The sequence below is a fragment of the Alcanivorax sp. genome (genome assembly GCF_051117345.1).
Classification (GTDB): Bacteria; Pseudomonadota; Gammaproteobacteria; order Pseudomonadales; family Alcanivoracaceae; genus Alcanivorax.
The window spans coordinates 1-7,614 of sequence record NZ_JBNPEC010000266.1; the positions used below are offsets into that span (position 1 = coordinate 1).

Here is a 7,614-nt window from a genome sequence, read left to right on the forward strand (position 1 = left end):
CAGTTAGTTCATGAGCCCGGTCCACACCGGCATTGCCAAGAGGAAGATCATGATCACGCCGTGGGCGGTAAAGATCTGGTCGTAGTGGTCCGGCGGCAAATAGCCCATGTTGTCGCCGAAGGCGAAGGCCTGTTGCAGGCGCATCATGATGGCATCGGCGAAGCCGCGCAGCAGCATCACCAGACCCAGGATGATGTACATGATGCCGATCTTCTTGTGGTCGATGGAGGTAAACCACTCGGTCCACAGGTAGCCCCACAGCTTGTAGCGGGTCAGCGCTACCAGCGTAGCCACACCACCCACTGCCACCACGGCAAAGGTGGCGAGAATGATCGGGTCATGGAACGGAATCGCGTCCCAGGTGAGACGACCGAAAATGAGTTTGGTCAGGTCCAGGTTTTCAAACATGGGCGACACCTGCTACAGCTGAATTCGGGGAAACACACTTATTCATGGTGGCCTCCATGCGCGTCATGGCCGGCGTGGGCATCGTGCCCTTCAGCGGAATCCGCTTCCTGCTTGCCATGGCCGCTGTGGTACATCATGTCTTCCATGCAAACGGTGCCCGGGTCCACGCAGCGGTTGAGGATGGCGTGGTACAGGGTCGGATCGACGCTGGCATAACGTGTCACCGGGTCCTTGATGCTGGGCACTTCCAGCTCCTTGTAGACCTCACGGCTGAGGGTGTTGCCGCTGGCCTGGTTCTTTTCCACCCACGCCTGGAAGTCCGCCTCGCTGAGGCCATGGAACTGGAACTTCATGTGCGAGTAGCCGGCACCGCTGTAGTTGGCGGACAAGCCCTGGTAGACGCCCGGCTCGTTGATCACGCCGTGCAGCTTGGTCTCCATGCCGGCCATGGCGTAGATCTGCCCGGCCATGGCGGGGATGAAGAAGGAATTCATCATGGTGGAGGCAGTAATCTTGAAGCGGATCGGGTGATCCACCGGCGCCGCCAGCTCATTCACCGTGGCAATACCCTGCTCCGGGTAGATGAACAGCCATTTCCAGTCCAGCGCCACCACTTCCACGGTGAGCGGCTCCAGATCCGCCGGCACCGGGGTGCTGGCATCAATGCGATCCAGCGGCCGGTAAGGGTCCAGCTTGTGGGTATACACCCAGGTCATCGCCCCCAGGGCGATGATGATCAGCAGCGGCACCGCCCAGATCACCAGTTCCAGCACGGTGGAATGGGTCCAGTCCGGTTTATAGGTAGCTTCTGTATTGGAGTCGCGGTAACGCCAGGCGAACCATAGCGTCAGCACGATGACAGGAACGATGACCAGCAGCATCAGGATGGTGGACCAGACAAGCAGGTCCCGCTGTTGCACTGCCACATCACCAGAGGGGGACATCACGACTGCATCGCAACCCGACAGCAGGGCAGCGACAAGCAACGTCAGCGACACTCCACGCAAGTATTTGAATATTTGCATTGGCGGCTATTCTGGTTGGCTTATGGGATAGGAGGACTTTAGCCAAGGCAATGGGGAGCGGGTATTGGACATTTTGTCCCATGGCCTTAAAGTGCTAGGGGAAAGAGCTGCAAGCTACAAGCTTCAAGCTGCAACGCGATCAGACTGATTCGGTGTAGCAACTCTGTCCCCGCGCCCAGGGCAATACGCGGGCACGGCGGAGCAGAGCCGCGAAGCCATCATCGCGCCTTGTAGCTTGAAGCTTGTAGCTTGCAACTCCCCAACACGATATTCGAGCGCACAACATGTCCCAGCCCCAGCAGTCCCACGGTTCCAGCCATGCTCCGGTGGCGCCCAATGAAATCGCCGTCGGCGTGGTCATCGGCCGTACTTCCGAATACTTCGACTTCTTTGTCTACGGCATCGCCTCGGTACTGATCTTCCCGCAGGTGTTCTTCCCCTTCGCCGATCAACTACAGGGCATGCTCTATTCCTTCTCGCTGTTTGCCCTGGCCTTTGTGGCCCGCCCTTTCGGTACCGCCCTGTTCATGGCCATCCAGCGTCACTGGGGCCGCGGCATCAAGCTCACCGCCGCCCTGTTCCTGCTGGGTACCGCCACCGCCGGCATCGCCTTCCTGCCCGGTTACGAGAAGCTGGGCGGCTACGCCATCGCCCTACTGGCCTTGTTCCGCATCATGCAGGGGGTGGCCTTCGGCGGCTCATGGGATGGTCTGCCCTCGCTGCTAGCCCTGAACGCCCCAAAGGAAAAACGTAGCTGGTACGCCATGATCGGCCAGCTGGGCGCCCCGCTGGGCTTCGTGATCGCCAGCGCCCTGTTCCTGTTTCTCTATAACAGCCTGAGCGCCGCGGATTTCCTGGGCTGGGGCTGGCGCTATCCGTTCTTCGTGGCCTTTGCCATCAACGTGGTCGCCCTGTTCGCCCGCCTGCGTCTGGTGCTCACCGAGGAATACACCGAAGCCTTGGAAGAAAGCGATCTGGAGCCCATCGGCACCACCGAGATGGTGCGTAAGCAGGGCTACAACATCTTTATCGGCTCCTTCGCCGCCCTGGCCAGCTATGCCCTGTTCCACCTGGTGACCATCTTCCCGCTGTCCTGGATCGCCCTGCAGGGCAGCCAGACCACCGGCCAAGTGCTGACCGTACAGGTGGTCGGCGGCATCGTCGGCATCATTGCCACCATCGGTTCCGGCTGGATCGCCGCGCGCATCGGCAAGCGCACCACCGTGGGCGCCTTGGCGGCAATCATCGGCGTATTCAGCCTGCTCACCCCGCTGTTGATGGGTGGCAGCCCGGCCATGCAGGACACCTTTATCCTGCTCGGTTTCGCCCTGCTGGGTGTCTCCTACGGCCAAGCCTCCGGCACCGTCACCGCCAACTTCGAGCGGCGCTTCCGCTACACCGGCGCCGCCCTCACCTCCGACTTCGCCTGGCTGTTCGGCGCCGCCTTCGCGCCGCTGGTGGCCCTGGGCCTGTCCGCCAAATTCGGCCTACTGTCAGTGACCGTCTACCTGCTCTCCGGCGTCATCTGCACCCTGCTGGCCCTGGCGGTCAACCAGACCCTGGTGGATCAGGGGGAGGATTAACCACCTGTAGGAGCACCTCTCGAGGTGCGAACCGCGTGTAAACGCGGAATCGTCCGGCGGACGATCAGAAACCCGCCGTCAGCCCCATACGGGATCGGGTGCCATTTCTGGCCCTTTCCTCGCTGTCGCTCGGTTCGCGCCTCAAGAGGCGCTCCTACAGCGGCTCCGTAGAACGCAAAAAGGCCGCGCCCAATCCCCGGACGCGGCCTCTTTTCTATCAGACCCGACAAACCCGGATCCGCATTGTAGCTTGCAGCTTGAAGCTTGTAGCTCTTAACTCAGCGACCCCAACGCTTTCTTGGTAAACGGCGCAATCTCTTCCTCACGCCCTTCCTTCACTTTCACCAGCCAGTTCGGGTCCTGCAGCAACGCCCGGCCCACGGCAATCATGTCGAACTCATCGTTATCCATACGCCTAGTCAGCTCATCTAGCGCCGCCGGGTTGGCGGTGCCGCCCATGCCGTCCGGGCTGTTCAGGAAGTCGCCATCCAGGCCCACGCTACCCACGGCAATGGTGGGCTTGCCGGTGATTTTCTTGGTCCAGCCGGCCAGGTTCAGGTCGGAGCCGTCGAACTCCGGTAGCCAGAAACGGCGCGTGGAAGCATGGAAGATATCCACCCCGGCGTCCACGAACGGCATCAGGAAGCGTTCCAGCTCTTCCGGGTTCTCGGCCAGCTTGGCGTCATAATCCTGCTGCTTCCATTGCGAGAAGCGCAGCACAATGGCGAACTCCTCACCCACGGCTTCGCGCACCGCCTTGACGATCTCTACGCCGAAGCGGGCGCGGTTTTCAATGGAGCCACCGTACTCGTCATCGCGCTGGTTGGTGCCTTCCCAGAAGAACTGGTCCAGCAGATAGCCGTGGGCACCATGAATCTCTACCCCGTCAAAGCCCACCGCTTTGGCGGCCCTGGCGGAATCGGCAAAGGCGCGCACCACGTCCTGGATATCCTCATGGGTCATGGCATGGCCATTTTCCTTGCCCGGCTTGAACAGGCCGGACGGCGAGTGCCCGGGCACGTCCTTGTCCGGCCCAATACCGGGCTTGCGCACCGAGCCCACATGCCAGAGCTGCGGAATAATCTGACCGCCAGCCTCGTGGACCGCATCCACCACCTTCTTCCAACCCGCCATGGCCAGGTCACCGTAGATCGCCGGCACCCGCTCATAGCCGTTGGCCGCCTTGTGGCCCACAAAGGTACCCTCGGTGATGATCAGGCCCACCTCACCTTCCGCCCGACGGCGGTAGTACCCCACTACCTCATCATTGGGCACATAGCCCGGCGAGAAGGTGCGGGTCATGGGGGCCATGGCCACCCGGTTACGCAGTTTCAGGGATTTATGCTCAAAAGGACGCAGCAGGCTGTCCAGGGAACCACTCATGATTACTCTCCCGAATTTCAATTTCACTCTGGCGCTCAAGCGAACGCGATAAAAACAACAGAATCAGCGAGGCCATCAATCGACGGCCCTCAATTTGGTTGCGTTATAAAACCTTATTTGGTTTCGTTATGCAACCTTTCTGGCGTACAATGCCACCCATGACACGTAAACGTTTCGATGAAATGGGCTGCTCGGTGGCCTGCGCCCTCAATGAGGTCGGTGACTGGTGGTCCCTGCTGGTGGTCAAGCAGGCCATGCTGGGCACCCGCCGCTTTGTGGATTTCCAGCACAACCTGGGCATCGCCAAGAACATCCTCTGCAACCGCCTGTCACGGCTGGTGGATAACGGGGTGATGGTGCGTGTGGACGTGGGCGAGCACGGCAAGCGCTACGAATACCGCCTCACCGACAAGGGCCGCGACCTGTTTACGGTAGTCACCGCCCTGCGCCAGTGGAGCGAACGCTGGAACGGCGAGAAAGACAGCATGCAATTGGTGGATGGCCAGAGCGGCGAGCCGCTGGCCCCGGTCACCGTCCAGAACCAGCAGGGTCAGCCCCTCACCGTGCGGGATGTGCGTTTTGTGGATGAAGACGGCAAGCCGTTGGAGGAAGCAGGATGACCACCGCCTCAACCCTGCAAGAACGATGGCGTACCGTCGTCGCCCCGCTACTGCCTGACCCGGACCACACCTGGCAACAACTGGCCTCCCACTACAGCGAACCCCATCGCCACTATCACACCCTGGACCACGTCGCCGCCTGCCTGGCATGGCTGGATCACTACCGTCACCTGGCCGCCGACCCGCTCTGCCTGGAACTAGCCCTGTGGGCCCACGATGTGATCTACGATCCCCGCGCCGCGGACAACGAAGCCCGGAGCGCAAACTGGTTTGCCCAGCAGTTTGCCGACAGCGATCTGACCGACCAACAGCGTGCCCGTGTACAGGAACTCATCCTGGCCACTATCCATCCACACCCTCCCACGGACCCGGACATGGCACTGCTGCAGGATATCGACCTGAGTATTCTTGGGGCAGATGCGGAGTTGTACGACCGGTATGAGGGGTGGATTCGGCAGGAGTATGAGTTTGTGCCGGAGGCGGCGTTTCGGAAAGGGCGTAGTGCGGTGTTGCGGAGTTTTCTGGATCAGGGGGTGATTTACCACACTGCTGAGCTGAGGGAGCGACTGGAAGTGTCGGCGCGGGACAATCTTAAGCGCGCGCTGGCGGAGCTGTCAGAGGACTGATTGCCGAACGCTTTCGGAAATAGGAGCCTGCCCCGAATGGCACTCTAGGCGGGTTCACAACATCTCCTTGTATGAATAACGCCATCCATCACGCGCTTGTCACGGACATGACCTTATTAACCTTCACTCGAAGAGCTTCCTATTTATCCACTGATTCAAATCGTTTCTGTCCACTTTCCCAAGCATAAAATTATCACGATACACACGGTCGAGAGCGCCACGAGTTAAAAAACTACTTGTAACCAGCACCCCTTTACTCGCGCCAAACTCATTCCGCACATCAGCCAACTCTCGAATAGCTGAGATCCCGACTTTGTTAGATACCTTGTATTTTTTCGCCTGCCACACGGCTTTATACAATCCCGCTTCTTTCATGTCCTTAACAGCAACGATATCAACGCCTCCATCTTTTGTACCGTTCATCAATTCAATTTCATAACCATCGGACTCAAGCAACCTGGAAATGAAAACTTCGAATTGACGCCAAGACAAGCCTTCTAGCGAAAAACCAGGATCCCGCAGTTGCTCAAGAAGCAGAATGCTTGGCGAATATCTGGCAACCTCTATCTGCGTTTCAGGGAGCCTTATGATTTCAGGCTGATAGATGAACTCACGCCCGAACTCGTGAATCAAATCAAATGCATACCCCCTAACCGGTGTCGAGCTCAGGTACAAAAGCTTACTATTTGGGTTCTGAAGCAGTATGTCTTCGCCTAGGTCTTCCGTTTTTTTACTAAGCCGAGCTACGCCATCAAATATAAAAATGGAGTCCTGCTCAGTCACGACACCCTCAAAATCTTTCTTTTTTCTGCTTATTGCCTGGTAGGTTAAAGAGAAACTGCGCTGCCCGATAGTAGTGTCAATATCGATATCCATACCGATTTCACGGGCAACATGCGCCCATTGATACTGCAGAACCTTTCTGTCGGATACGACAACCACCCTAGAAGCATAACCTCTCTCAATCTTCTTCTTCGCGGCACTTAAGGCAGTAATCGTTTTTCCAGTACCTGGCATAGCCACGAGCAGAGATCTATGAGCGTCAGATGACAGATATTGATCGACAAAATTCTGTTGCCAGCTTTTTAGATGCATGGTCTTTTTTTTCTTCATTTGGTTAAAAAAACATCGCAAAACATCGAGGTCAGGCCTCCCATTGCTTTGTTCAGCGCTTGTAGCAATAGTCGATGATTTCGTTGAATCCCACCTCTTCACGCGCCAGTCTCACCTCCAATTCGTTAAGGTGTCCGACGTTGGGCAATTCATCAGTTCCCGATATTTGAACCGAGAACGCAGTCTTGTAACCTTTGCCAACCCTCGAGAGCTCACCGCTGAGCTGATTCAAAATGCCGTCTCTTAGCAAGAGCTGGTTTCGTCGAAAACGGAGAAGTCGGTGACAATCGAAGAAGTCTGAGCGCCTTGCCGAGTCATATTTTCTACCGTTCCAGCCGGTTCTTCGCGTGGCACGATACAAAGCGCGCTCTTGCGTATCGCTCCACACACGAAAATCGAAATGGTTCCTCGGATTCGGGTTCTCGTGTGTGGCCTGAGCATGGAAATTGGCCTCTCCAAATTGGTGTTTATCAAGGACAGCCAAAGTCCTGTTCTGTGCGGATAACATACGTTTTATTGGTCCGGGCATATCGAAACGCATTACTTTTGCTGCATCCAAGATACGTATTTCTCTCGGAAGTTCCTCGTCGTCTCGATCCCAGTGCTTTTCCAATCGTTTAGGCACCAACTGAACATAAGTACCAAAGAGGCGCACAACGCCGTATGAGCTAAAGGAGGCCACGTGAATTTTTTCCTGCTCTGCATCATCGTGAAGGAAAAAATACGCTCTTCCGAACCAAATTAGAGACCGAGATCTTTCTTACACCAACTTACGTCTTTATTCTTCAATCGCATGCGATTCATGGCTCGTCTTTACGTTACCAGGTAACCTTTTCTTTGGATCGTCGTAAGTCAA

The 7,614-nt window shown here is 57.2% G+C and carries 7 protein-coding genes and 1 pseudogene; 3 read left to right on the forward strand and 5 right to left on the reverse strand.

The genetic code is table 11. From position 1 onward, the window contains the following. Window positions 1-6: 6 nt before the first annotated feature. Window positions 7-408 (reverse strand): annotated as a pseudogene (locus ACFE0K_RS16540) (cbb3-type cytochrome c oxidase subunit I); the annotation flags it as partial. 38 nt (window positions 409-446) lie between these two features. Then, window positions 447-1,433 carry a ubiquinol oxidase subunit II gene (gene cyoA, locus ACFE0K_RS16545; protein ID WP_414430229.1) on the reverse strand — a complete coding sequence of 329 codons (987 nt, stop codon included), beginning with the start codon at window positions 1,431-1,433 and terminating at the stop codon, window positions 447-449. 284 nt (window positions 1,434-1,717) lie between these two features. Between cyoA and ACFE0K_RS16550 the strand changes: the two genes are divergently transcribed. Continuing rightward, window positions 1,718-3,016, forward strand: a complete 1,299-nt coding sequence (locus ACFE0K_RS16550; RefSeq protein ID WP_434537112.1) for an MFS transporter — start codon at window positions 1,718-1,720, stop codon at window positions 3,014-3,016. 273 nt (window positions 3,017-3,289) lie between these two features. On the opposite strand, the gene ACFE0K_RS16555 is transcribed toward ACFE0K_RS16550, so the two are convergent. Further along, entirely contained in the window at window positions 3,290-4,399 is a 1,110-nt protein-coding gene (locus tag ACFE0K_RS16555; protein ID WP_434537113.1) for an NADH:flavin oxidoreductase, read from the reverse strand. Window positions 4,400-4,557: 158 nt separating this feature from the next. Here ACFE0K_RS16555 and ACFE0K_RS16560 point away from each other — a divergent pair, with 158 nt between their 5' ends. Both ACFE0K_RS16560 and ACFE0K_RS16565 read left to right on the forward strand, forming a co-directional pair. Next, window positions 4,558-5,019: a winged helix-turn-helix transcriptional regulator gene (locus ACFE0K_RS16560; protein WP_434537114.1), complete on the forward strand. Its 462-nt coding sequence runs from the start codon at window positions 4,558-4,560 to the stop codon at window positions 5,017-5,019. Next, window positions 5,016-5,645 carry an HD domain-containing protein gene (locus tag ACFE0K_RS16565; RefSeq protein ID WP_434537115.1) on the forward strand — a complete coding sequence of 210 codons (630 nt, stop codon included), beginning with the start codon at window positions 5,016-5,018 and terminating at the stop codon, window positions 5,643-5,645. Before ACFE0K_RS16560 ends, ACFE0K_RS16565 begins: the two co-directional genes overlap by 4 nt. A 123-nt stretch (window positions 5,646-5,768) precedes the next feature. Here the strand turns inward: ACFE0K_RS16565 and ACFE0K_RS16570 are convergent, their stop codons facing one another. Both ACFE0K_RS16570 and ACFE0K_RS16575 read right to left on the reverse strand, forming a co-directional pair. Next, window positions 5,769-6,758 (reverse strand): restriction endonuclease, encoded by a 990-nt coding sequence (locus ACFE0K_RS16570; RefSeq protein WP_434537116.1) that lies wholly within the window; start codon window positions 6,756-6,758, stop codon window positions 5,769-5,771. A 52-nt stretch (window positions 6,759-6,810) separates the two neighbouring features. After that, window positions 6,811-7,440, reverse strand: a complete 630-nt coding sequence (locus ACFE0K_RS16575; protein ID WP_434537117.1) for a hypothetical protein — start codon at window positions 7,438-7,440, stop codon at window positions 6,811-6,813. Between the last annotated feature and the right edge of the window lie 174 nt (window positions 7,441-7,614).